This window comes from Deltaproteobacteria bacterium (assembly GCA_011773515.1).
In the GTDB taxonomy this organism is placed as follows: domain Bacteria; phylum Desulfobacterota; class Deferrimicrobia; order J040; family J040; genus WVXK01.
Genome location: WVXK01000036.1, coordinates 4985 through 5379, shown reverse-complemented (window position 1 = coordinate 5379; position 395 = coordinate 4985).

Sequence of the window (395 nt, the reverse complement as noted above, 5' to 3'; positions counted from 1 at the left end):
TTCTGCTGTGCCTGCCGGGGGTTTTCATCGAAGTCGGATTATGGATGGGTCGAATTGCCCGGAAGCGTTTAATTGTTTGAATTTAGACCGCCCCTGTGGTATTTTTTTGTCAACCTACTCTGAAGGAGGAGGGTATGAGAGTACCTGGAAAAGTATCGGTCATCGTCACGCTGTTGCTGATCGCCTGCGCCACCCCGCGTCTCGGTCATTCATACGATATCAGCAACCGGCTGTTTCACAGCGGGCTCACCACGCGGGGGCACTCGGGGCTCCTCTTCACGAAAGGGGGCACTTCGGTCGCCCAGGGCCAGTATTTTATCGGCCTTTCACCCGATTATTACGACAGGGACATAGCGGGGGGACAGAGCGAGTCGAAAACGACCGTTCCCCTGCAC